Annotated in this window: 16 protein-coding genes; 11 read left to right on the forward strand and 5 right to left on the reverse strand. The window is 58.9% G+C overall.

Annotated elements, in window-relative coordinates; translation table 11 throughout:
- Positions 1-73 precede the first annotated feature (73 nt).
- The 3 genes from ACTJK5_RS08935 (at position 74) to ACTJK5_RS08945 (ending at position 3,503) form a co-directional block, all read left to right on the forward strand.
- On the forward strand, positions 74-1,051 hold the full coding sequence (locus ACTJK5_RS08935; RefSeq protein ID WP_440612199.1) for an L-threonylcarbamoyladenylate synthase: 978 nt from the start codon (positions 74-76) through the stop codon (positions 1,049-1,051).
- Between the two features lie 31 nt (positions 1,052-1,082).
- The gene (locus ACTJK5_RS08940) at positions 1,083-2,513 is read left to right on the forward strand and encodes an FAD-binding oxidoreductase (protein ID WP_440612200.1); all 1,431 of its coding nucleotides are present in this window, start codon (positions 1,083-1,085) and stop codon (positions 2,511-2,513) included.
- Between the two features lie 423 nt (positions 2,514-2,936).
- Positions 2,937-3,503, forward strand: a complete 567-nt coding sequence (locus ACTJK5_RS08945; protein WP_440612201.1) for a DUF6101 family protein — start codon at positions 2,937-2,939, stop codon at positions 3,501-3,503.
- An 83-nt stretch (positions 3,504-3,586) separates the two neighbouring features.
- On the opposite strand, the gene ubiA is transcribed toward ACTJK5_RS08945, so the two are convergent.
- The 3 genes from ubiA to ACTJK5_RS08960 all read right to left on the reverse strand — a co-directional run bounded on the left by ubiA (position 3,587) and on the right by ACTJK5_RS08960 (position 8,357).
- Complete coding sequence (ubiA, locus tag ACTJK5_RS08950) at positions 3,587-4,540, reverse strand: 4-hydroxybenzoate octaprenyltransferase (RefSeq protein WP_440612202.1); 954 nt, start codon at positions 4,538-4,540, stop codon at positions 3,587-3,589.
- Between the two features lie 95 nt (positions 4,541-4,635).
- Positions 4,636-5,892, reverse strand: a complete 1,257-nt coding sequence (locus ACTJK5_RS08955; protein WP_440612203.1) for a class I SAM-dependent methyltransferase — start codon at positions 5,890-5,892, stop codon at positions 4,636-4,638.
- A gap of 152 nt (positions 5,893-6,044) precedes the next feature.
- A complete protein-coding gene (locus tag ACTJK5_RS08960; RefSeq protein WP_113259998.1) occupies positions 6,045-8,357 on the reverse strand; it encodes a Tex family protein in 2,313 nt (770 codons plus the stop codon).
- Between the two features lie 174 nt (positions 8,358-8,531).
- Between ACTJK5_RS08960 and purD the strand changes: the two genes are divergently transcribed.
- The 3 genes from purD to ACTJK5_RS08975 all read left to right on the forward strand — a co-directional run bounded on the left by purD (position 8,532) and on the right by ACTJK5_RS08975 (position 12,450).
- Entirely contained in the window at positions 8,532-9,803 is a 1,272-nt protein-coding gene (purD, locus tag ACTJK5_RS08965; protein WP_440612204.1) for a phosphoribosylamine--glycine ligase, read from the forward strand.
- Positions 9,804-9,916: 113 nt separating this feature from the next.
- A complete protein-coding gene (locus ACTJK5_RS08970; protein WP_153312287.1) occupies positions 9,917-10,378 on the forward strand; it encodes a plant virulence effector HPE1-like domain-containing protein in 462 nt (153 codons plus the stop codon).
- Between the two features lie 242 nt (positions 10,379-10,620).
- The gene (locus ACTJK5_RS08975) at positions 10,621-12,450 is read left to right on the forward strand and encodes a methyl-accepting chemotaxis protein (protein WP_112957121.1); all 1,830 of its coding nucleotides are present in this window, start codon (positions 10,621-10,623) and stop codon (positions 12,448-12,450) included.
- Positions 12,451-12,504: 54 nt separating this feature from the next.
- Here ACTJK5_RS08975 and ACTJK5_RS08980 read toward each other — a convergent pair whose 3' ends face one another.
- A complete protein-coding gene (locus ACTJK5_RS08980; RefSeq protein ID WP_440612205.1) occupies positions 12,505-12,990 on the reverse strand; it encodes a DUF523 domain-containing protein in 486 nt (161 codons plus the stop codon).
- Between the two features lie 15 nt (positions 12,991-13,005).
- Entirely contained in the window at positions 13,006-15,159 is a 2,154-nt protein-coding gene (glyS, locus tag ACTJK5_RS08985; RefSeq protein WP_440612206.1) for a glycine--tRNA ligase subunit beta, read from the reverse strand.
- A 220-nt stretch (positions 15,160-15,379) separates the two neighbouring features.
- Between glyS and ACTJK5_RS08990 the strand changes: the two genes are divergently transcribed.
- The 5 genes from ACTJK5_RS08990 (at position 15,380) to ACTJK5_RS09010 (ending at position 22,382) form a co-directional block, all read left to right on the forward strand.
- A complete protein-coding gene (locus ACTJK5_RS08990; RefSeq protein WP_162741795.1) occupies positions 15,380-16,342 on the forward strand; it encodes a glycine--tRNA ligase subunit alpha in 963 nt (320 codons plus the stop codon).
- A gap of 128 nt (positions 16,343-16,470) precedes the next feature.
- Positions 16,471-17,022 carry a LemA family protein gene (locus tag ACTJK5_RS08995; RefSeq protein ID WP_312807264.1) on the forward strand — a complete coding sequence of 184 codons (552 nt, stop codon included), beginning with the start codon at positions 16,471-16,473 and terminating at the stop codon, positions 17,020-17,022.
- 40 nt (positions 17,023-17,062) lie between these two features.
- A complete protein-coding gene (locus ACTJK5_RS09000) occupies positions 17,063-18,328 on the forward strand; it encodes a 3-phosphoshikimate 1-carboxyvinyltransferase (RefSeq protein WP_440612207.1) in 1,266 nt (421 codons plus the stop codon).
- Positions 18,329-18,386: 58 nt separating this feature from the next.
- Positions 18,387-20,309, forward strand: coding sequence for a DUF2207 domain-containing protein (locus tag ACTJK5_RS09005; RefSeq protein WP_440612208.1), 1,923 nt, complete (start codon positions 18,387-18,389; stop codon positions 20,307-20,309).
- Between the two features lie 159 nt (positions 20,310-20,468).
- The gene (locus ACTJK5_RS09010) at positions 20,469-22,382 is read left to right on the forward strand and encodes a DUF2207 domain-containing protein (protein ID WP_440612209.1); all 1,914 of its coding nucleotides are present in this window, start codon (positions 20,469-20,471) and stop codon (positions 22,380-22,382) included.
- The last annotated feature ends 52 nt before the right edge of the window (positions 22,383-22,434 follow it).

Below are 22,434 nucleotides of genomic sequence, written 5' to 3' on the forward strand. Positions count from 1 at the left end.
ACTATCGCAAAACCGCTTCACACTTTCACGCGACATGCTTTAAGAGCCTTTCCCAAGGAAAGGGCCTTCAGAGATGGCGCGACAAATCCATATCGAGCAGCAGCCGGAAGAGGCATTGGATGAAGCGGTCCGTGTCATCGAGGCAGGTTTCCCTGTCGCCATACCGACGGAGACCGTCTACGGCCTTGCAGCAGACGCGACCAATCCCGCAGCCATCACCCGGATATACGAGACCAAGGGGCGTCCGCAGTTCAACCCGCTGATCTGCCATATGGCAAACATGGCGATGGCGGAGCAACACGCGATCTTCGATCCGATCTCACGCAAACTGGCGGATGCTTTCTGGCCGGGACCCCTCACGCTGATATTGCCCCTGAGACAAGAGAGCCCGATCCATTCCCTGGCGACAGCCGGTCTCGACACCGTCGGCATTCGTATTCCCAAAGGCTTTGCCAGTGCGCTGATCGAGAGGCTCGGTCGGCCGCTTGCAGCCCCCAGCGCCAACAGCTCCGGCAAGATCAGCTCGACAAGTGCGGCCCATGTCGAGGCGGACCTGGGTCAAAAGATAGAGCTTATTCTGGATGGCGGCTCAGCACCCGTCGGCGTCGAATCCACCATCATCAAGGTCGAGAGCGACGGCTGCGTCCGCCTCCTGCGGCCCGGCGGCTTGGTGGCGGATGAGATTGAACGCGTGGCGGGGGTCGAGATCGTCAGACCGGTAACCGCCTCTGCGGCGATAGAAGCGCCTGGCATGCTGGCCTCACATTATGCACCGGGTGCAGCGGTGCGTCTGAATGCGACTTCGGTTCAGGAAGGCGAAGCTCTGATCCGCTTCGGCGGCAAGCCGCTAACGGGAGAAGCCGATGCGGTTGCCGTGCTCGATCTCAGCCCAAGCGGTGATCTTGCAGAAGCTGCGGCCAATCTTTTCGACCATCTGAAACGTGCCGATGCGAGCGGTGCCACCACCATTGCGGTGGCGTCTATTCCCAATAGGGGCCTTGGCGAAGCCATCAATGACAGGTTGGAGCGCGCGGCTGCGCCGCGATCCTGACCTTGCCTGACACGATACTGGAGGAATTCTCATGACGCCAACAGCCCTGTCCGATGAACTGCTCTCGCGCTTTGCCGCCATCGTCGGCGAGAAAAACGCGCTGCGGGACGCTTCCGATCTTGCACCGCATCTCGTCGAGAACCGCGGTCTTTACCATGGGAATTCGCCGCTTCTGTTACGTCCATCGACGACGGAAGAGGTTGCCGCGATCATGAAACTCGCAAGCGAAACGGGCACAGCGATTGTGCCGCAGACCGGTAATACCGGCCTTGTTGGCGGGCAGACGCCACGCAATGGCGGAAGTGACGTGATCCTGTCGCTGGAACGGATGAACAAGGTTCGCGATATCGACCCCGTCGCCAATGTGATTGTCGTCGATGGAGGCTGCATTCTGGACGAGGTCCACAAGGCGGCGGAGAAGGTCGATCGGATGTTCCCGCTTTCACTCGGCTCGCAAGGTTCGTGCCGCATCGGCGGCAATCTCGCCACCAATGCCGGCGGTACGGCGGTGCTCGCCTATGGCAATATGCGCCAGCTTTGCCTTGGCCTGGAAGTCGTTCTGCCCACCGGCGATATATGGAACGGCCTGCGCCGGTTGAAGAAGGACAATACGGGTTACGATCTGCGTGATCTCTTCATCGGCTCAGAGGGAACGCTCGGCATCATCACCGGCGCGGTCCTGAAGCTCTTCCCAAAACCGCTTGGCCATCAGGTGGCGTTCGCCGGTCTCAATTCTCCGGCGGATGCGCTGAAACTCTTCGAGCGCGCATCCACTCTTTGTGGCTCGGCGCTGACCGGCTTCGAACTCATGCCGCGGATCGGCGTCGAATTTACTGCGAAACATATTCCCGGCGTGCGCGACCCTCTCGAAACGCCGCATGCGTGGTATGCGCTGATCGATATCTCCAGCTCCGACTCGGCTGACACTGCGCAGACCATGGTGGAAACGCTGCTGGAACAGGGTTTTGAAGCGGGGATTGTCCAGGATGCCGTGATCGCGTCCTCGGAGGCCCAGCGTCAGGCGCTGTGGCATATGCGCGAAAGCATGTCGGATGCGCAGAAACCGGAAGGAGGTTCCATCAAGCATGATGTGTCCGTTCCGGTTTCCCATGTTCCGGCCTTCATGGACGAAGCGGAAAGAGCCGTCATGACTGCCATCCCCGGCGCCCGCATCTGCGCCTTCGGGCACCTGGGCGATGGCAACATCCATTACAATATCTCCCAGCCGGTTGGTGCCGACAAGAACGCCTTTCTTGCCCAGTGGAAAGAGATCAACGAGATCGTCCACGGTATCGTGCTGTCCTTCGGTGGGTCCATCTCCGCGGAACACGGCATTGGGCAGTTGAAGCGGGACGAGCTGGCAGCCATCCGCCCGGCAATCGAGATGGACCTGATGCGTCGTATCAAGACAGCCTTCGATCCGGCAGGCATCATGAACCCCGGCAAGGTTGTTGCCTCTTAAATCACAAAGCGCCTCTCCGGGCGCACGAGCACTCTACCGCGTTCCATCTCAGCATCGTGTTTCGATGCTGTAGAGCGGTCGTCCACGCTCATTTTTGGCTCTCGCCGCATTGGCTATTGCCGCTCTCCCTCACACCTGTTGAAGTGCTTGTCAAGACATGCGCTCAGGCCGATCCCTGGCGTTTTTCTCAAGACTTCGTCGAGCCGTGCCACCTGTGGGCCGAACGACGCGCCACCGTCCCAATTCAGGAATCTGAAACCTTAAGCGGCTGGGTTTTGCTAACCATTTGGGAATGCAAAGTTTTCTTAACCTCGATTTTTAAGCTGTTTCGAAGATGCGCTGGCTATCTTCCACCTATCAGAGGACGAAAAGTCCCGGACGAGGCCATGAAACGGCTCTCAGGTAAAACAAGGATAGCATGATATGAACAACACCGTTCTGAAGCCCGAATGGGCAGGCGCAACTCTCCGGCTCGATCCGACGCGGTTCCCGCAGCAGCTGACCTATGGCAACAGCAATGGTTCGTCAGATGTCGATATCACGCTTGACGAGCGCGGTGCCGTTCTGCGCAAGGTTCTTCATTCCAGCGGTCTGCCGCTGTCCTTCGCCCTGCCTGCACGGGCATTCAAGGGTGTTGCAGCCCGCGCCATCGACCATGGCAATGGCGGCGTGACGGTGACGCTTGAACTTCATCACGACGATCCGGATCTCTGCATCCCGCTCTTGGTGGCGCATGACCTGTGCGACATCGCAGCCGATTGGCGCAGCTGGTCGGAAAAGTACAACATTCCCATGCTGATGGTGGAAGCCGACGGCGTCGCCCGCCCTCTCGAAGAGCATATCGGCCACGTCCGGACGAAATCGACGCGCCCGCGTCGCCGCCATTCCTACTTCGCCGATCGCCGTCCTCGCTTCCTCGTGCGCCGCAGCACCGGCTCGCTCGGTCTGACGATGCGGATCGAAGGCAAGGAAATCATCGCCCGCAACTGATCCTCTTGACGCCGTCGTTCAGCCGACGTTTCGAATGCGGACGAACTGAGCCCGGCACGCGCGCCCCGCGTCCGGGCTTTTCGTTATCCAAAAATGAGCCGCAACATCAAGCCTGCGAAAATCAACAGGCCGACGCGGTTGTTGGATTTGAAGAGTGCAAGGCACTTCTCAACATTGCCGATGTCCAGAGCCTTTATCTGATAAAAAAGCATCGCGGTGGCGACGATCAGACCTGCATATCCGAGCGGGTTAATATTCGCGATTGCGAATGCAAGGAAGAGAAACACCGCGGCTGTGCCATAAAGGGCCACCAGCCAGCCATGTGTCCTATCTCCGAACAGAAGGGCAGTCGAACCGATGCCGACGGCCACGTCGTCATCCTTGTCCATATGCGCGTAGATCGTGTCATATCCGACCGTCCAGACAATAGCCGCACCGTAAATCAGCATGGGAGCGACACTCAGTGATCCGAACTGAGCGGCCCAGCCCATCAGTGCGCCCCAGGAAAAGGCAAGCCCCAAGAAAAACTGCGGCCAGTTGGTGAAGCGCTTGGCGAAGGGATAGATCGCCACGAAAATCAGCGATGACAGGCCGAGCAGGATGGCGAAGCTGTTGAAGCACAGCAGCACCACCAAGCCCGCGAGCGCTTGCGCCACGATGAAGATTTTAGCCTGCATGCGTGTGACGCGGCCGGAGGGCAGCGGCCTCGACCGGGTGCGTGCCACCGCCATATCGATCTTGTGATCGACCAGATCATTGTAGGTGCAGCCCGCACCGCGCATGGCGACCGAGCCGGCGAAAAACAGGAAGAGGTGGAAGAGCAAGGTGGACCAGGAAAAGGTACCGAGTTGCTGCGCCGCATTGGCGGCAACCGCCGCCGACCAGAAGCACGGCCACATCAGAAGCTGCCAGCCGATGGGCCGATCCCACCGGGCAAGCTGCGCATAGGGCCAAAGGCCTCTCGGCAAGATCCGATAGACCCAATTGTTGGATGGCGCGTCCGAAACGCGGCCGGAAAGATCGCTGTTATGAACCATGCTGGACTTCTACCGCATTGGCTGGCGGGGCGGTAGCTGGATTCAGCTTTTGTTAGGGTCTGTCCTTATGTTCGTTGAGGCAGCAAAAGCGCCGCTCAAAGAACCACCTTTTCCAGGGGTTCCCGCGTCTTCTCGAACTCCATCAATCTTGCCTCGTTGCGGGCGATGTAATCACGATTATCGGGCACCACCCCACCGCGCTTGGCAAGCTGAATCTGGAAGATGTGGAAGTTCTCATGGGTGAAGGCCATTTCCGAGCCAGCCAGATAGAATTCCCACATGCGGAAGAAGCGATCATCGTAAAGCGCCACAGCTTCTGCCTTCCTTGCCACAAAACGCTCGCGCCAGTGGCGCAGCGTATGCGCGTAATGCATGGGCAGAATTTCGATGTCCTTTACAAGCAGCCCCGTCTTTTCGATGGCTGGCAGAACCTCGGCCAGTGAGGGAATATAGCCGCCCGGGAAAATATATTTTTCGATGAACGGGTTCGTGGCAAGTGCCGGATAGGGTTGGCCGATGGAGTGCAACAGCATGACGCCGTCATCCTCCAACACTTCCGCTGCCTTCTGGAAGTACTCCCTGTAATGCGTCGGTCCAACATGTTCGAACATGCCCACAGAGACGATACGATCATACTTCTTGTCCGGCGGAAGGTAGCGGTAATCCTGTAGCTCGAAGCGGATGATGTCCGTCAAACCCCTTTTTTGCGCCCGATCCCGCGAGACGCGGAGTTGCTCCTCGCTGAGCGTAACGCCGGTGACATCCACGCCGGAGCTTTCAGCCAGATACATGGCCATGCCGCCCCAGCCGGAGCCGATCTCAAGCACGCGTTGCCCCGGCTCGGGCATCAGCTTGGCGACGATGTGGCGCTTCTTCGCCACCTGCGCCTCATCCAGGGAAATGCCTGGAGGATTGAAATAGGCGCAGGAATATTGCCAGTCCTGATCGAGAAAAAGATCAAAGAGCTTGGCGCTTAAATCATAATGGTGCGCGACGTTCTGCTTGTTGTGATTGACGGGCAGATGCATCTTGATGCGCGAGGCGATGATGCGCGCCATGCCGCGCCAGACCATGCCGAAGGTCAAGGCTTCAGAGAGCGTATTGCTTTTGACCAAGGCCAGGAAGTCGTAGATGTCGCCTTCGACGACCGACATTCGGCCTTCCATGTACATTTCGGCAAGCTTCAGTGCCGGGTCGGCGGCGATTTCGTCCATCGCCTGCTCATCACTGAAGCTCAGTGCGACGCGCTTGCCGCGTCCGTCTCCGAAGGACTGAAGACCGCTTGGACCCGTGACGATCAGGTTTCCGGTCTTGACGATTTTATCAAGCAGGGCATGCAGAGACGAGGCCATATTACCCCCAATAAGCTAAGTCTCACTTATCAAGTCCCTGTTACCGTATCTCTTTCTTACAGAGTTGCAAGACGGGGTAGTTTCAAAAATACTGATTGATTTCGTGGAACAAAACGGCCCTTGCGCAGTAAGTAAGAGCCATTTTATGTAAATCAGCGGCGCTTCATGGCCTCCGCCAAAGCCGCTGCCAACGCGCCTCCGGATTGCGCAGGCTCCGCACGGTCTTTCGGCTTTGCGCTGGCGTGGCGCATGGCGTTGGCATTGCCCTTTTCGCGCATCGGCTGAGGCGCTGCCTCGCCACCGTCCTTTCGCATCGTGAGACCGATCCGCTTGCGCTTTACATCGACTTCAACCACGCGAACTTTGACGACGTCTCCGGCCTTCACCACCTCATGCGGATCCTTGATGAAACGATCCGCCAACTGGCTGACATGCACCAGGCCATCCTGGTGAACGCCGATATCGACGAAGGCGCCAAAGGCAGCCACGTTGGTGACAGTGCCTTCCAGCAGCATGCCGGGCTTAAGGTCGGTGATTTCATCCACACCGTCCGCAAAGGTCGCGGTCTTGAAGCTCGGGCGTGGATCGCGGCCAGGCTTTTCCAGCTCGGCGATGATGTCCTTGACGGTCGGCAGGCCGAAGCGATCATCGATGAAACGCTTGGGGTCGAGCGCCTTCAAAGTGGCGCTGTCACCCATGACGGTTCTGAGGTCGCGCCCACAGGCGGCGACGATCTTCTTTGCCACATCATAGGCTTCCGGGTGGACGGAGGATGAATCGAGCGGCTCCTTGCCATTTGGTATGCGCAGGAAGCCGGCGCATTGCTCGAAGGTGCGCTGGCCAAGACGCGGCACCTTCAACAACTCCTTGCGGCTGGCGAATGGCCCGACCTGATCCCGATGCAGCACGATGGCATCGGCAATCGAGGTTCCAAGACCAGAGACCCGCGCGAGCAGCGGTGCGGATGCCGTATTGAGATCGACACCGACGGCGTTCACCGCATCTTCCACCACCGCATCGAGAGAGCGGGACAGCTTGCCCTGATCGACATCGTGCTGATACTGCCCGACGCCGATGGACTTCGGCTCGATCTTCACGAGTTCGGCAAGTGGATCCTGCAGACGACGGGCAATCGAAACGGCACCGCGTAGCGAAACATCGAGATTGGGAAATTCAGCCGCAGCGCGCTCAGACGCGGAGTAAACCGAAGCTCCAGCTTCCGAGACGATGACCTTCGTGGGCTTTGGCCCATTGATGTGGGTCAGCATGTCGGTCACCAGCTTTTCGGTTTCGCGGCTACCGGTGCCGTTGCCGATGGCGATCAGTTCGACGCCGTGCTTGCGGATGAGCGAGGCCAGCTCGGCCTGCGTGCCGCGAATATCGTTCTTCGGCGGAAACGGATAGACCGTCGTGGTTTCCAGCAGCTTGCCGGTGCCATCCACGATGGCAACCTTGACGCCTGTGCGAATACCGGGGTCGAGACCCATTGTCGGGCGCGAGCCAGCGGGTGCTGCGAGCAGCAGGTCTTTCAGATTGCGCGCAAAGACATGGATCGCCTCTTCTTCCGCCCGCTCGCGCAACTCGCGCATCAGGTCGAGCGACAGCGACATGGAGAGCTTGACGCGCCAGGTCCAGCCCGCCACCTCTGTCAGCCACTGGTCGGCGGGACCGGTATTGCGGATGTCGAAAGCAGCGGCGATGGTGCGCTGTGCAGGCTTTACCGGCGACGGATCGTCAGCATCCACATCGATCGTCAGGGTCAGAACTTCCTCGTTCCAGCCGCGCAGCATGGCAAGCGCCCGGTGGCCAGGCACCGTCGCCCATTTTTCCGTGTGGTCGAAGTAATCCGAAAACTTTTCGCCTGCTGCCTGCTTGCCATCCACCACCTTGGCGCGGAGCATGGCGTTCTGGCGCATATAGTCGCGCAGACGCTTCAGGAGGTCTGCATTTTCTGTCATGGTTTCGGCGACGATATCGCGCGCACCCTCAAGTGCCGCCTTCACATCGAGGATTTCGCCCTTCACATAGGCTTCCGCAAGCTTTGCCGGATCGGCTGCACGGGTGTCCCAGATCGCTTCTGCCAGAGGACCGAGGCCACGTTCGCGAGCAATTTCCGCTCTCGTGCGGCGCTTCGGCTTGTAGGGGAGATAAAGATCTTCCAGTTCCGCCTTGGTCACCGCCTGCATGATCTTCAGCATCAACTCATCGGTCATCTTGCCTTGACCATTGATGGATTCGACGATCGATGTGCGGCGGGCATTCAGTTCCCGCAGATAGGACAGCCGCTCGGCGAGAGTTCGCAGTTGCGTATCGTCCAGACCGCCGGTCACCTCCTTACGATAGCGCGCAATGAACGGAACGGTTGCCCCCTCATCCAGAAGCTGGATCGCCGCCTTCACCTGCTCGGCGCGGGCGTTGATTTCGGAGGCAATAAGGGACGGAAGGCGGGCATTGTCTGCGGACATAAGGGTCTCTGACCTGTTCTTGAAAGCTGCCCGAACATAGAGGCTGATTGTGGCATGACAACACAGAGACAAGGCGATTCCACAGAAAAGCGGCGGCCTCGGACTGCCTTTTGCCTTGACCTTTCGCCCCCCTGCCCTTAACGCCGCAAGAAATTGGAAACAGGGGTGTCGAGCATGAAAGTTCTGTTGATCGGTTCCGGTGGACGCGAGCATGCGCTGGCATGGAAAATTGCCCAGTCCCCTCAACTGACCAAGCTCTTTGCCGCCCCCGGCAATCCCGGCATTGCCGAACATGCGGAACTTGTGTCGCTGAACGTCGAAGACCACGCTGCAGTGGTGGCCTTCTGCCGCAAACAGTCCATCGACTTCGTGGTCGTCGGCCCCGAAGCACCGCTGGTTGCCGGTCTGGCGGACGATCTTCGCGCGGCAGGCTTTGCCACCTTCGGTCCGTCGAAAGATGCGGCACAGTTGGAGGGCTCTAAAGGCTTCACCAAGGATCTCTGTGCGCGCTACGACATCCCCACCGGCGCCTATCAGCGCTTCAAATCCGCCGAGCCGGCAAAGGCCTATATTCGCGAGCAGGGCGCGCCGATCGTCATCAAGGCCGACGGGCTCGCTGCAGGCAAAGGCGTGACCGTCGCAATGACCGAAGCGGAAGCGCTCGCCGCCGTCGACGATTGCTTCGACGGCGCCTTCGGCGCTGCCGGTGCGGAAGTGGTGGTCGAAGCTTTTCTGGACGGCGAAGAGGCAAGCTTCTTCTGCCTGTCCGACGGCAAGACGGCGCTGGCACTGGCAACCGCACAGGACCACAAGCGCGTCGGCGACGGCGATACCGGACCCAACACGGGTGGAATGGGCGCTTACTCCCCTGCCCCGGTGATGACCGACGAGATGGTTCAGCGCACGATGCGCGAGATCATACAGCCGACGATCGAGGGCATGGCAAAGGACGGCAATCCGTTCTCAGGCGTTTTCTTCGCAGGCCTGATGATAACCAAGAAGGGCCCGGAACTCATCGAATACAATGTGCGCTTCGGCGATCCGGAATGCCAGGTGCTGATGATGCGCCTCAAGAGCGACCTTCTTCCAATCCTCTACGCAACCGCCACTGGTACACTTGATCAGGTCACGGCCGAATGGCGCGACGACCCCGCCTTGACCGTGGTTCTCGCCTCCAAAGGCTATCCTGCAGCATACGACAAGAACACGCCCATCGCCTTCATCCCGCAGGAGAGCGAGGACGCCAAGGTGTTTCATGCCGGCACCGCCCTCAAGGACGGACAACTCGTCGCCACCGGCGGGCGCGTGCTCAACGTCACGGCCTTCGGGAGCACGGTCAGCGAAGCGCAGGCACGCGCCTATGAGCTGGTCGATGCGGTCAAATGGGAAAACGGCTTCTGCCGCCGCGATATCGGTTGGCAGGCTGTGGCGCGTGAGGCGCGGTAGAAATCGGCCTTTCGTTCAATTTTTACCAAATATCCTGACCGGATGGAAAGGAAGACTTCGTAGGATCGCGGTTGTTTAAAGCGGCGATCAGACCGCGGGCTACGGGGTTGCGTATGTTTAGAATTGTTTTGACGGCGGGCATGATGTTCATCGGCGGCACGGCGATGGCATCCTCAATCGAGGTTCTGCATGGCGGCAAGACATCGAATGGAAGCGTGCTGATCATTACCTGCGACGCATGCTCTTCCGCCCCCGTGGCGAGCAAGGCGCTCACGAAGGCTGTTTTGGAGCGCGGAACGCAAAACATATCGACGCGTGACATTGATGGCCGCAAGGAGACGGTTCGGACCGAAGCGTGGCTCGGCGGCTCGCCCGTAACCTTCGTCAGCAGCAATCCTCTATGGCTGCCTCAAGACCATTCCCAAGCGGTAGTTGCCGAGCACTCGCCTACCCCGGTGGAACATCAGACCGCGCTCGAGGGCAGTCCCGTGCTCACCCAGCACGACCAGCCTGTCTTGGCAGGTGCCGATGGACTGGATAGCATCACTTTGATGTCGATACGTCCCTCTCATTAATCGCGACAGGGTCAACCATCGTGGTCGCGGCTCACGGTTGTGGCATCAACAGATATAGTTGACGTCTGAGCTCCCGAAAAACTGTTTTTCCAACGCATATATTTGAACATTTATCAATTCTAAAGCTGTTTGTGAGACTTCTTTTATATAAGAAGCCGCGAACTTGGATTGCGTGCTTCCATATGACGAAGATTAAGTCTTAGGGCGCCTTGAAGGGGCCGCCCTTCATTTCGAGAGCGTCGATGAAGAACCTCCCAATCTCACGCCAGTTGATCCTGCTTGTCATCGCACTGATGGCGGCGTTTACACTGGCGACCTATTTTCAGATCAAGTCATCGGTCAACGCCATCTATGAAGAGCGTTACAATATGCTGAGGACCCAGGTTCAGTCTTCGATTTCGATCCTGCAATCCTACTATGACAAGGAAAAAGCAGGGACGTTGAGCCGCGAAGAGGCACAACGCCAGGCTTTCGCCATCGTGACATCGATGAAGTTCGTGCCGGACGGCTACATGTTCGGCTATGACTACGATGTGAAGATGCTCTTCCATCCGGATGCGAAGCGTGTCGGTCAAAGCTTCAAGGGCAAGCCGGATTCTCAAGGCTTCAACTATCGCGACGAACTGGTGCGACTTGGCCGTGCAGGCGGCGGTGAGACAAGCTTCTACGGTCCAAAACCCGGCCAGGAAGGCGATACCTTTCTGAAGAGTTCCTATGCCATGGCCTTCGAACCCTGGCAGGTCGTTGTCGTCACCGGCGTTTACGTCGACGATCTTCAGGCGCAGGTTCGTTCGACGGTCATCAAAGCTGTTTCGCTTGGGCTCGTCGTGTTCCTGCTTGGTATTGCTCTCGCCTTCTACGTCATCAAAGGCATTACCGGTCCGCTCGCGAAAATCCATCGCGCCCTGGGAGACGTTGCCAATGAGAACGTGTCGATCGCCATTCCTCATACTGAAATGAAGAACGAAGTCGGCATGATGGCGAAGGCGATCGAGTCTCTTCAGCAGAAGATCCGCGAACGTCACGCGATGCAAAGGCGCCAGGAAGAGCAGCAGTCGCAGCTCGATGCCGAACGCCAGACCAATATCGACATGCAGCGCGACGAAGCAGAGCTTCAGGCCCGCGTGGTCTCCACCATCGGCGAGGCCCTGGAAAAGCTGGCTGCGGGTGACCTGACGGTTCGCTGTGGCGATCTCGGCGCACGCTATGCAGATCTGCGTGCCAACTTCAACGAGGCGATTTCACATCTCGATGCGGCGATGGCGAAGGTCAATGCCAAGAGCATCGATATTGGCGGCTCGAAGGAAGAAATTCGCAAGGCCTCCAACGAACTGTCGCAGCGCACCGAACGGCAGGCCGCAAATCTCGAGGAAACATCCGCGGCTCTGGACGAGTTGACGGTGGCCGTGCGTCAGACCTCCGATGGTGCCAGCGAGGCGGCAAAACGCGTCACCTCCATCAGCAGCGATGCAAACCATAGCGACACCATTGTCGAGCAGGCGATTGGCGCGATGAGCGGCATCGAACAGTCGGCCAACGAGATATCCAAAATCATCGGCGTCATCGACGATATCGCCTTCCAGACAAACCTGCTCGCACTGAACGCAGGGGTCGAAGCGGCGCGTGCTGGCGAGGCAGGCAAGGGCTTTGCTGTGGTTGCGCAGGAAGTGCGCGAGCTGGCACAGAAATCCGCCGCCGCCGCAAAGGAGATCAAGGATCAGATCGCCCGTTCTTCAAACCAGGTGAAAAACGGTGTTCATCTTGTCGGCGAAGCTGGCAACGCGTTGAAGCGGATCTCCGATCAGATCAAGTCGGCGAGCGACATCGTCAGCAAGATTGCGCATTCTGCTGCCGAACAGGACACGACGCTGCGCTCCATCTCTTCGTCGCTCAACCAGCTGGACGCTGCCACGCAGCACAACGCCGCCATGGCCGAAGAGACGACGGCGTCTGCCGAGGCATTGGCGCATGATACCGAGGAATTGCTGACGCTGATCCGTACTTTCCGCGTATCCCAGCATCAGTCCGGCTCGTTACACGGCATGGCGCGCCAGATGCGCATGGCAAGCTGATCGCGATAAATACAGTTGATTTGAAGGACGCCGGGGAGACTTCTCCGGCGTTTTTTATTGGGTGATGGTGTCGAGACGGTCGATGTCCGTATGCGAGAATACCTTGATCCCCGCTCGTGACAGCAGGGCCGCCGTCACGCCATGCCCCGCATGTTTGACGCCTGAAAACGTCCCGTCATAGATGGCGATCGAGCCGCAGGACGGGCTTCCATCAATCAGCAGGGCATAGGCGCAGCCGTGCTGTGTCGCGAAGGCGAGAGCCTTGTTTGCCCCAGCAATAAACTCGTCCGTTACATCCGCACCGGTGATCTCCAGCACGCGCGCCCTGCCCTCCAGGACATCCAATCCGGACGCGCCGTTTTCGATTTCCGCAGGAGGGCGTGGAACGGGCATGCCGCCAGCCATCTCCGGACAGATCGTCACGAGACGGCCCTCACCCTGCCATCGCTCGATGGCCGGGTGATGAAGCGGCTTGCCCTTGCCGTCATATCGGACGGCATGGCCGAGAAGACAGGCGCTGATGAGGATGTTGGACGTCATCAGCGCTGAACCTTCTTATCCCGTGATCTTGGAGAAATCCGCGACTGTACCGGTGGCTTCGCGGATCGCTTTCAGCAGTGCCAGACGGTTGGCACGGATGGCAGCGTCTTCGTCATTGACGAGAACGTCGTTGAAGAAAGTGTCGACGGGCGCACGCAGCGTAGACAACGCCTGCATGGCAGAGCGGAAGTCTTCCGCCGCAACAGCCTTGGCCGCATCGGCAGAAGCCGTCTTGATCGCGGCATGAAGGGCCTTCTCGGCATCGATTTTGAGGAGGTCGTCCGCTACGCCATCGGCAACAACGGTGCCCTTCTTTTCTTCGGCGGCCAGAAGTTGCGTCGCGCGCTTGGTACCGGCCAGCAGGTTCTTGCCATCCTCACCGGTGATGAAGGCGGTCAGAGCCTCCACACGGCGGGCCACCATCAACAGGTCATCGGAGTCCGGCGTCAGCACCGCTTCGATCAGATCGTAGCGGGCGCCAAGATCGCGCAGATATACCTTCAGACGATCATGGAAGAAGGAGAGAAGATCGGCGTCCTTGACGACCGTCAATAGCGGCAATCGAACGCTGCGCTCCAGTATAATGCGCACGACGCCGAGAGCGGCGCGACGTAGCGCAAACGGGTCCTTGGAGCCGGTTGGCTTTTCATCGATCGCCCAGAAGCCAGCAAGTGTATCCAGCTTGTCAGCCAGCGCCACGGTGATTGCCACCTTGTCGGACGGCACGCGATCGGACGGGCCTTGCGGCTTGTAATGATCCTCGATTGCCGCAGCGACGCTTTCGTTTTCGCCCTGCAAGAGCGCATATTTGCGTCCCATCAGACCCTGCAGTTCCGGGAACTCGCCAACGGCTTCGGTGCGCAGATCGGCCTTCGCCAAAACCACGGCGCGGTCGACAAGGGCGGCATCGGCGCCGATGACGGGCGCGAGTTGCTTTGCCAGTTCGCGGATACGCGTGACGCGCTCGCCCTGCGTGCCGATCTTGGCATGGAAAGTGACGTTCAGTGCGTCGAGCTTTGCCATGCGCTGGTCGAGCGGTTTGTTAAGATCGAGGTCGAATTTCTTCGCGGAGTCCGTCAAGGTTTCGAGGTCCGGCAGATCGCCCTGATCGCGCGTCCAGAAGTGCTTGGCGTCCGACAGGCGTGCACGCACGACCTTGCCGTTGCCGTGAACGATTTCCTTGCCGCCATCGCTCGCCTGGATGTTGGACACCAGAATGAAGCGGTTCGACAGGCCTTCTTCGGCGCCTTGCGGACGGGTGACGAAGCATTTCTGGTTGGTCTTGATCGTCAGACGGATGATCTCGGCCGGAATCTGCAGATAGTCTTCTTCGAAGGTGCCGATCAACACCTGCGGCCATTCGACCAGACCGGAGACCTCTTCCAGCAGGCCTTCGTCTTCCACGAGGTCGAGACCGTTGGCGAAAGCCAGGTCTTTTGCATCATGCAGGATGATATCCTTGCGGCGTTCCGCATCGAGAATGACCTTCGCCTTTTCGAGGCTCGCGACATAATCATCGAAGCGGCGCACGGTGATGGCGTCCGGCGCGTGGAAGCGATGGCCATAGGTAACATTACCGGCGACGATGCCATCGATCTCGAAGGCAATAATCTGCGTCTCATCATGTTCTGGTCCGAACAGGCAGACGATGGATTGCAGCGGGCGCACCCAGCGAAGGCTTTCCGAACCCTTGCCTTCGATGCCGCCATAGCGCGAACCCTTGGGCATGGACGCAGCACCGGAGCGCATGGATTTCGGCCAGGGGAAGGTGCGGATAATACCCGGCATCACATCGGCGATGATCTCTTCGGCGGCGCGACCCGGCTTGTTGATGATCGCGACATAGAAGTCGCCCTTCTTCGGATCGGAGACGACCTGCGCCTCAGAAATATCGCTCAGGCCCGCGCCACGCAGAAAGCCTTCGATCGCCTTTTCATTGGCGTCGGTGCGCGGTCCCTTCTTCTCCTCGCGCACATCGACAGAGCGTGCGGTCAGACCACGGATATCCAGCGTCAGGCGGCGCGGCGTCCAGTATTCGCGTGCACCCTCATAGGTCAGGCCCGCTTCCACCAGCGCATCGGTGACGAGCTTCTTCAGATCGCCAGCCGCTTTCCGCTGCATACGGGCAGGGATTTCCTCGGAGCGGAGTTCAAGCAGAAGATCGGGCATATTGGTTTTCCGGTGTCAGAGATATTCGGGTTCGGATTTTTCGGTTGGCCTCTGCTAGCAAAATTTGCGACAGATGCACAATGTAAATATCGGAACGAGCGTCGCGAGACGGTACTCTGCTCTACCGCTACAGCGTGACGGAAGTTCTTGACCCGCAACCCTTGCCATGGCACCTGTCCGCAATCGAAGTAAGTGCTTACTTATCCTCTCTTGACCCAAGATGACCGCAATGACCGACGTTCCAGACCATATGAACCCCAAGCGTTCCTTTCAGGCGCTGATCCTGACGCTGCATAACTACTGGGCGGACAAGGGCTGCGCCGTGTTGCAGCCTTACGATATGGAAGTGGGCGCGGGTACGTTTCATCCGGCAACGACACTGCGTGCGCTTGGTCCGAGGCCATGGAAAGCGGCTTATGTGCAGCCATCCCGCCGTCCGTCTGATGGACGCTATGGCGAGAACCCCAACCGCTTGCAGCATTACTATCAATATCAGGTCATTCTCAAGCCGAACCCTTCCAACCTCCAGGAGCTTTACCTCGGCTCGCTGAAGGCGATCGGTCTTGACCCGCTTCTGCATGACGTGCGCTTCGTCGAGGACGACTGGGAAAGCCCGACGCTGGGTGCCTGGGGTCTTGGCTGGGAATGCTGGTGCGACGGCATGGAAGTGTCGCAGTTCACTTACTTCCAGCAGGTCTGCGGCATTGAATGCTCGCCGGTTGCGGGTGAGTTGACCTATGGCCTCGAGCGCCTCGCCATGTATGTCCAGGGCGTCGACAATGTCTACGACCTGAACTTCAATGGCCGCGAAGGCGAGGAAAAGATTTCCTACGGCGACGTCTTCCTACAGGCTGAGCAGGAATATTCCCGCCACAATTTCGAATATGCCGACACGGCCATGCTGCATCGCCATTTCATCGATGCCGAGAAGGAGTGTCAGGCGCTTCTGGCTGCCGGTGCACCCGGCGACAACGCCAACCAGATGCTGCACAAATGTGTGTTTCCCGCCTATGATCAGTGCATCAAGGCATCGCACGTCTTCAACCTTTTGGATGCGCGCGGCGTAATCTCGGTGACAGAGCGTCAGAGCTATATTCTGAGGGTACGCACCTTGGCAAAGGCCTGCGGTGAAGCCTTCCTGATGACGGATGCCGGTGGTTTGAACTGGAACAAGGCGGCCTGACGCCTTTAAGCGCGACGCGTGATGAAGATCGATCTCGGTCTTCATCTTCTTGCGCTCAACAGTCAGGTGGTGAAGCGGGGCGCGTCTGATGGGTGCGGCTCGCCGGATTTCGTGAGGGGGAAGCTTGCATGTTCACCGCATTGGCCATCGTTGCGCTTGTCGCGCTCTATATCGTCTTTACCTATAACGGCCTCGTCAAAGCGCGGCAGATGAAGGAAGAGGCGTGGTCGGGCATCGACGTGCAGTTGAAGCGCCGCGCCGACCTTATCCCCAATCTCATCGAAACGGTGAAGGGCTATGCCGCCCACGAGAAAAGCACCTTTGAAGAGGTCGTCTCCCTGCGCAACCAGGCGCAGGCTGTGCCAGCGGGGGATGTCGAGGGGCGCGCCAAGGCGGAAGGCCTGCTCGGTCAGGCTCTCGGAAAGCTCTTCGCTCTGGCAGAAGCCTATCCCGACCTCAAGGCCAACCAGAATTTCGTCGAATTGCAGCGCTCGCTCGAAACGCTGGAAAGCGAAATCCAGATGTCTCGCCGCTATTACAACGGTGCTGCGCGTGACCTGAACGTCAAGGTGGAAAGCTTTCCCTCCAACCTGATCGCCGGCCAATTCGGATTTGCGAAAGCGCCCTATTTCGAAATCACCAACGAGGCGGATCGCGCCGTTCCCACCGTGAAATTCTGAGACTTGAAAGCCAGTCTGCTGGCGAGAAGACGATAAAGACATGATCGAACTGACCATCACCCCGCCCGGCCAACCGCTTTCCGGAAAGGTTGAGCCGCCCGGCTCCAAATCCATCACCAATCGTGTGCTGCTTCTGGCGGGCCTTGCCAAAGGTACGAGCAGACTGACAGGCGCGCTGAAAAGCGACGACACGCTGTACATGGCGGAAGCCTTGCGGGCGATGGGTGTGACTGTGACGGAGCCGGACGCGACGAGCTTCGTCGTTGAGAGCTCGGGCATTCTCACCGCACCGGAAAAGCCACTCTTCTTGGGCAATGCCGGCACGGCGACGCGCTTCCTGACAGCGGCGGTCGCATCGGTAAACGGCACGGTCGTCGTCGATGGCGACGAGCATATGCGCAAGCGTCCGATCAAGCCACTGGTGGACGCACTGACAGCCCTGGGGATCGAGGCGGCAGCAGAGACCGGTTGCCCGCCTGTCACGGTCAAGGGCAATGGCCGAGGCTTCACCAGGGACAGTGTCACGATCGACGGCAATCTTTCCAGCCAATATGTCTCGGCGCTTCTGATGGCCGCTCCGTGCAGCGCGCAGCCGCTCGACATCATTCTGGCGGGAGAAGATATCGGCGCGAAAGGATATATCGATCTGACGGTTGCCGCCATGGAAGCCTTCGGCGCCAAGGTTGAGCGCGTCAGCAATGCCATATGGCGCGTATACCCGACCGGCTACAAGGCGACGGATTTTCACATCGAGCCCGACGCATCCGCTGCGACCTATCTCTGGGGGGCGGAGTTGCTGACCGGCGGCAAGATCGATATCGGAACGCCAGCCGAAGCTTTCACCCAGCCGGATGCCAAGGCGCATGCGGTCATGGCGCAATTCCCCAACCTGCCCGCCGAAATCGACGGCAGCCAGATGCAGGACGCCATTCCCACCATCGCGGTGCTGGCCGCCTATAACAGAACACCAGTGCGCTTCGTCGGCATTGCCAATCTGCGCGTCAAGGAATGCGACCGTATCCGCGCGCTGTCTCTTGGTCTTAATCAGATCAGGAACGGTCTTGCGCATGAAGAGGGCGACGACTTGATCGTTCATGCCGATCCGGCGCTGGCGGGACAGGCGGTTCACGCTTCCATCGACACATTCCACGACCACCGCATCGCCATGAGCTTTGCGCTGGCGGGGTTGAAGACGGGCGGCATCGGCATCCAGAATCCCGCCTGCGTGGGCAAGACCTATCCGGGATATTGGAAGGCGCTGGCGTCGCTTGGCGTCACCTATCAGGAAGTGGAAAAGCCGGTTTAAAACGCGCTTGGCGCTACGGATCGGCTCGAGAAGCACACACCATCTGGAGAGATCGCACGTGAAGACCATGTTCGCCAGACTTCTCGGGCTTTGCCTCTTGCTCGCATGGGTGCTGCCCGCCTCCGCCGAAGAATTCATCAGCTCCTATCATTCCATCGTCGATGTCGCCAAAGACGGGACACTGACGGTGACAGAAGCCATCACGGCACGGGCTGAAGGTGACCGTATCAAGCGCGGCATTTTCCGCGACTTCCCGCTTTATGCGCTCGACAAGGGCGGCAACCGGACGAAGGTCGGCTTCAAGATTCTCTCGGTGGAGCGCGACGGCGCGCCGGAAGACTGGCACACGGAAAACATCGACGGCGGCATTCGCATCTTCACCGGAAATGCCGATCGCCTTCTTCCCACCGGCGAACACATCTTTCAGATCACCTACACCACCGATCGGCAGATCCGCTATTTCGATAGCTACGACGAGCTGACCTGGAACGTCACCGGCAATGGCTGGCAGTTTCCGATGCGTGAAATCTCCGCGACAATCTCTTTGCCGGAGGGCGTAAGACCCAGCGATACGGCGGTCTTCACCGGCAAGTTGGGTGCCACGGGCAAGGACGCGCGCATCCTGACCGAAGGCAACGATGTGTTTTTCGCCTCCACCCGCCCCTTCTATCCGGGCGAAGGCATGACGGTGGCCGTGAAGCTGCCGAAGGGTGTGCTGGATGCACCCTCCGCCTCGCAGCAGCGGGAATGGTGGCTGCGCGATCGCCTCGCCCTTATCATCGCCGGTCTCGGTCTGCTGATCGTTCTTGCCTATTACTATAGAGCATGGGTGGCCGTTGGTCGCGACCCGGCAGCGGGCGTGATCGTGCCGCGCTGGCATCCGCCAGAGGGCCTGTCGCCTGCGCTTGTCAATTACGTCGATGGCCGCGGCTTTGCAGACGGTGGCTGGACTGCGCTGTCTGCGACGGCACTCGATCTGGCGGTCAAAGGCTTCGTCACGATCGAAGATCTCAAGAACGGCCTGATCATTCGCCGCACGGAGAAGAAGATCGAGAACAGTTTGCCGGTCGGTCAACGGACACTGCTGTCCTCCATCGGTGCTCCCGGCAATAGCTTGACGATCGACAAGGCGAATGGCGAGACGGTACAGAAAGTCGGGTTGGATTTCCGCTCGTCCATCGAAAAAGAGCATCGCGGGAAATATTACAGGAGCAATAGCGGCTATATCGTCGGCGGACTTGTCCTCAGCTTTGGCGTCATCGTCGCCGCCTTGATCTTTGGCAGTTTCGATGAAGGCGATATCGGTACCATCATTTCGCTGTCGATGGCGGCGGTGTTCTTTGCCGTCAGCGCCACCATCTACGGCAAACAGCGCCGTCGCGGACGCGGCGTCCTCTCACGCCTTGGCGGCATCGTTTTTATGGCCATCTCGGGCTTTCTGATCTTTTCGCTGATCGCCGGCGTCGTTGGCCGCATCTTTTTCGATCACGTCCATGATGCCAACACGTTGGCGGTCGTTGCGCTGGCGCTCATCGTGCTTTTGAATGTGCTCTTCGTTCTCGTGATGGGCGCGCCGACACCGCTTGGCCGGCAGTTGATGGATGCGATCGAGGGCTTACGGCTTTACCTCACCGTGGCTGAGAAAGACCGCATGAACATGCAGGGCGCGCCGCAGATGTCGCCACAGCATTTCGAGACTTTGTTGCCCTATGCAGTGGCGCTTGGTGTGGAGAAGCCCTGGAGCAAAGCGTTCGAGACGTGGCTTGCCGCGGCGTCCGCCGGTGCTGCGGCCTATGCGCCGACCTGGTATAACGGCAACTACAACAGCTTTGGCGACCGGATCGGCGGATTTTCCTCCTCCATGGCCTCCACGATTGCCTCGACCATTCCGGCACCGCCCAGCTCCTCCTCATCGAGCTTTTCAGGCGGCGGCGGTTCTTCCGGCTCTGGCGGTGGCGGCGGTGGTGGTGGCGGCTGGTAAGACGCCCAGGCTTCGATATCTCGGACTTTGCTTCGCAGGGCGGACGTCATGTCAGCAATATCCCGACGGCACCAACCGCTCCCGCTGCTGAGAAAGCCTGGCGCCATCCACCATTTCTATACGACTTGACGACAGCCGGACATCTGGAGACGACTTTACGTGACGACCACTTTTGCCAGATTTCTTGCGCTGTTTTTCTTTCTCGCCATGGTGCTGCCGGCCTCCGCCGAAGAATTCATACTCTCCTACGATTCCACGATCACCATCGCCAAAAATGGCGAGCTGACTGTGACCGAAACCATTAAGGCCAGGGCAGAAGGGGATCGCATCAAGCACGGTATCTATCGGGATTTTCCGCTCTACACTTTGGATGCTGACGGCAAGCTCACCAAAGTCGGCTTCAATATCGTCTCGGTAAAGCGTGACGGTGCGGTGGAATACTGGGATACGAAATGGATTGATGGCGGTATTCGCATCTATGTCGGCGACGCCGATCGCCTACTGACGAAGGGCGATCATGTCTTTCAAATCACCTACACCACGGACAGACAGATCCGCCACTTCGACACCTATGACGAGTTGACCTGGAACGTGACAGGCACTGGCTGGGAATTTCCGATGCGGGATGTTTCTGCCACCATCTTGTTGCCGGAAGGAACAAGCCCGAGCGAGACCGCATTTTTCACCGGCCCACTCGGCGCGGTGGGCAAGGATGCGCACGCCTTCACCAAAGGCAACAGGATCTCGTTCGTATCGACCCGCCCCTTCAGCAAGGGCGAAGGGATGACAGTGGCGGTGAAGCTGCCGAAGGGTGTGCTTGATACACTGTCCACTGTACTACAGCGTGAATGGTGGATGCGCGATCATAAGACGATGATCATCGGATGCGTCGGTCTGCTGGTCGTACTGGCCTATTACTTCAAGGCGTGGCACGCGGTTGGCCGAGATCCTGCCGCGGGGATCGTCGTGCCGCGCTGGGACCCGCCTGAGGGTATCTCACCCGGGCTGATGAACTATATCGACCATCAGGGTTTTGAAGAAGATGGCTGGACGGCCGTTTCCGCCAGCGCGCTCGATCTTGCCGTCAAAGGCTATGTCGAGATCGAGAATCTGGACGACGCCATCATTATGCATCGCACTCACAAGCAAATGGACGACAGCCTGCCTGTCGGCCAGAAAACACTGCTCACGACCATCGGGCCACCCAGTCATAGCTTCACCATTAACGAGGATACCGGCAGGGCCGTTGAGAAAATGGGAAAGCGTTTTTTCGCTGCTGTCGAAAAGGAACATAAAGGCAGGTACTTCAAGAGTAACATCATCTACAGCGCGGTAGGCTTCCTTGTCAGCGCCGCCTTTGTAATTGGAACGGTGTATTTCTCTCAACACAAAGACAACATGTGGGAGTTCATGCTCGTCGCTTACGTATGTGTGCCAGTAATGATCGCGCTATTAACGATTTGGATCGGGGACCTCCTGCACCCTAAGGCATCACTCAAGGACAAGCTCGGCGGGATTGCGCTGTTATCGCTGCTGGCATACGGGATCGTCGCATTCGGTGGCTACATCATCGGCGCCGCCTGGTTCGAGATCACTCACGATCCAAACTCGATTGGCCTTGGCGCCGCCGGCCTTATCGTCCTGATCAACCTACTCTTCTTCTCATTGATGGGTGCTCCGACACCGCTCGGGCGCAAAATCATGGATGAGATTGAAGGCTTGCGTCTTTATCTGCGTGTCGCGGAAAAAGACCGGATGAACATGCAAGGGGCGCCGACAATGTCGCCGCAGCATTTTGAAACACTGCTGCCCTATGCAGTGGCGCTCAATGTCGAGGAACCTTGGACCGAGGCATTCGAGAGGTGGTTTTCAAAAGCGACAGAGGATTCCGAAAACTATGTGCCGGGCTGGTACTACGGTCTCGTGAAAGGCCCCAGCGACTGGATCGGTCCGTTCTCGTCCTCCGTGGCGTCAACCATCTCGGCGACGATTCCACAGTCGTCATCATCGAGTTTCTCAGGAGGCGGCTTTTCCGGATCTGGTGGCGGCGGCGGCGGTGGTGGCGGCTGGTAGCCGCGGTTGCGCCCTCACGCTTGTCGGTTCGTCGTGGAAGTTGTCACGATGA

Source organism: Agrobacterium sp. 22094 (assembly GCF_052046015.1).
GTDB lineage: Bacteria > Pseudomonadota > Alphaproteobacteria > Rhizobiales > Rhizobiaceae > Agrobacterium > Agrobacterium cavarae.

What these genes read in the sequence shown, in the direction of transcription:
- ACTJK5_RS08980 (WP_440612205.1), bottom strand. Translation starts at nt 12,990, where the DNA reads ATGACGTCCAACATCCTCATCAGCGCCTGTCTTCTCGGCCATGCCGTC.
- ACTJK5_RS08955 (WP_440612203.1), bottom strand. Translation starts at nt 5,892, where the DNA reads ATGGCCTCGTCTCTGCATGCCCTGCTTGATAAAATCGTCAAGACCGGA.
- ACTJK5_RS08995 (WP_312807264.1), top strand. Translation starts at nt 16,471, where the DNA reads ATGTTCACCGCATTGGCCATCGTTGCGCTTGTCGCGCTCTATATCGTC.
- ubiA (WP_440612202.1), bottom strand. Translation starts at nt 4,540, where the DNA reads ATGGTTCATAACAGCGATCTTTCCGGCCGCGTTTCGGACGCGCCATCC.
- ACTJK5_RS08940 (WP_440612200.1), top strand. Translation starts at nt 1,083, where the DNA reads ATGACGCCAACAGCCCTGTCCGATGAACTGCTCTCGCGCTTTGCCGCC.
- ACTJK5_RS09000 (WP_440612207.1), top strand. Translation starts at nt 17,063, where the DNA reads ATGATCGAACTGACCATCACCCCGCCCGGCCAACCGCTTTCCGGAAAG.
- purD (WP_440612204.1), top strand. Translation starts at nt 8,532, where the DNA reads ATGAAAGTTCTGTTGATCGGTTCCGGTGGACGCGAGCATGCGCTGGCA.
- glyS (WP_440612206.1), bottom strand. Translation starts at nt 15,159, where the DNA reads ATGCCCGATCTTCTGCTTGAACTCCGCTCCGAGGAAATCCCTGCCCGT.
- ACTJK5_RS08990 (WP_162741795.1), top strand. Translation starts at nt 15,380, where the DNA reads ATGACCGCAATGACCGACGTTCCAGACCATATGAACCCCAAGCGTTCC.
- ACTJK5_RS08945 (WP_440612201.1), top strand. Translation starts at nt 2,937, where the DNA reads ATGAACAACACCGTTCTGAAGCCCGAATGGGCAGGCGCAACTCTCCGG.
- ACTJK5_RS08960 (WP_113259998.1), bottom strand. Translation starts at nt 8,357, where the DNA reads ATGTCCGCAGACAATGCCCGCCTTCCGTCCCTTATTGCCTCCGAAATC.
- ACTJK5_RS08975 (WP_112957121.1), top strand. Translation starts at nt 10,621, where the DNA reads ATGAAGAACCTCCCAATCTCACGCCAGTTGATCCTGCTTGTCATCGCA.
- ACTJK5_RS08970 (WP_153312287.1), top strand. Translation starts at nt 9,917, where the DNA reads ATGTTTAGAATTGTTTTGACGGCGGGCATGATGTTCATCGGCGGCACG.
- ACTJK5_RS08935 (WP_440612199.1), top strand. Translation starts at nt 74, where the DNA reads ATGGCGCGACAAATCCATATCGAGCAGCAGCCGGAAGAGGCATTGGAT.